Below are 1,615 nucleotides of genomic sequence, written 5' to 3'. Positions count from 1 at the left end.
CCCCTCATCTGCCTGCCGGCATCTTCTCCCCGTATAGTGACGGGGAGAAGGACGCCGTCGCTGACGATTTCGCCAATCGGCGACCTTGCAGGGCGAACGCCGGCGTCGCCATTGCCCCTTTCTCCCCGTCACTATACGGGGAGAAATGTCCGGCAGGACAATGAGGGGCGGCGCGCCCTTCGCAAATGATCCGGGAAGTGGGGATCGGAGCGAGGTCGCTCTTCACAGCCCATTGTCAATCGAAGAACGCCTCGACCACGTTGCGCTTGCCGAGCATGAAGGCGTCAGCGACATGCTGCAGCGGCGCCAGATCGACATCGGAGGTGCCGGCGCGGACGATCTCGGCGAAGCGCTTGTAGAGCATCGGGTACTCGGCCTCCGGCTCGTCATGAACCACCTTGCCGTCGATGGCGAGCTTCGAGCCGCCGCCCGACAGCACCATCGCGCCCTTGTCGGTGTCGGCCAGGATGTCCCAGCTTTGCGGGCCTGTCTGCAGCCAGTCGAGGTCCATCGTCACCGGCAACCCGTTCGAGGTGCGGAAGGCGACGCGCGCGGCAACCGGGGAGGCGCGGTTTTCGGGAAAATCCAGCACCGCCGAGGTGATGAACATCGCCGGCAGGATATGGGTGGCAATCGACAGCGCGTTGATGCCGGGATCGAAGACGCCGAAACCGCCGGGAGCCCAGATCCATTCCTGGTTCGGGTGCCAGCGGCGCACGTCTTCCTTCCAGTTGATGGCGGCCGAGTGGATGCGGGCTGAACTTAGAAAAGCACGCGCGGCCTCGACCGCCGGCGCATAGCGCGAGTGCCAGCTGGCGAACAGCGAGACGCCGTTCTGCGCGGCCAATGTCTTGAGGTCCTCGACCTCGCTGACCGTGGCGCCAGGCGGCTTCTCCAGGAAGACATGCTTCTTGGCCATCAGCGCGGTGCGCGCCGCATCGTAGCGGAACTGCGGCGGCATGCAGAGCGACACGGCCTCGAGCTCGGGCACCGCATCGAGCATGGCTTCGATGTGAGGGAAATTCGGGATGTCATCCACCTTGCCGTGACGGCTGGCAGCCGCGATGAGGCGATAGTCCTGGTCTTTCGCCAGGGCCGGCAGATGCTGATCGCGGACGATCTTGCCAACGCCGACGATGCCTATCTTGATGGGCTGGGACACGGCCGCTCCGTCTGTTTGATGATGGTGATGGTTTCTTACCAGAACACTTGCCCCGGGCAAGCCGAAGCCGAGAAGCCTAGCTCGGCCTTCCTTGAGGCGGCAGTGCACATTTTTGTCGGCTGGGAAGGCCTCGGTCGCCGATTCGTCTCGGCAGTCGATTCGAAAGCTGGACCGGGTTCGGGTTCAGATCGGCACGTCGAAGGTGACGATCGACACTTCGCCTTCGAGCGCGCCCTGGAAAGCGGAGATATGCGGCTCTTCGTCGGGGATGCCGTCCATGTCGCCGATCTGGTCGAGTTCGGCCTCGGCGTACCCTTCGGCGGCAAGCGATTCGAGTGCCCGGCGCACCGCCGAATCGTCGTCTGGCGCCACCAGCATGACGTGGACGCCTTCCGGTTTGCCGCCTTTTTTCTTCCACACCCGGCCGGTGATGATAGTGACCGGGCGTTCTTC

2 protein-coding genes are annotated in these 1,615 nt (G+C 64.1%); both read right to left on the bottom strand.

What is annotated here, in order from left to right; translation table 11 throughout:
- Window positions 1-235: 235 nt before the first annotated feature.
- Window positions 236-1,162 (bottom strand): Gfo/Idh/MocA family oxidoreductase, encoded by a 927-nt coding sequence (locus EOB59_RS34740; protein ID WP_128290298.1) that lies wholly within the window; start codon window positions 1,160-1,162, stop codon window positions 236-238.
- A 183-nt stretch (window positions 1,163-1,345) separates the two neighbouring features.
- Window positions 1,346-1,615: transcriptional regulator (locus EOB59_RS34735; RefSeq protein WP_128290297.1), on the bottom strand; the 270-nt coding region annotated here is incomplete at its 5' end.

Source organism: Mesorhizobium sp. M7A.F.Ca.MR.176.00.0.0, assembly GCF_004023165.1.
Taxonomy (GTDB): Bacteria; Pseudomonadota; Alphaproteobacteria; order Rhizobiales; family Rhizobiaceae; genus Mesorhizobium.
Note: the sequence above shows the minus strand (reverse complement) of the source record. Positions and strands in the feature narration are given on the sequence as shown.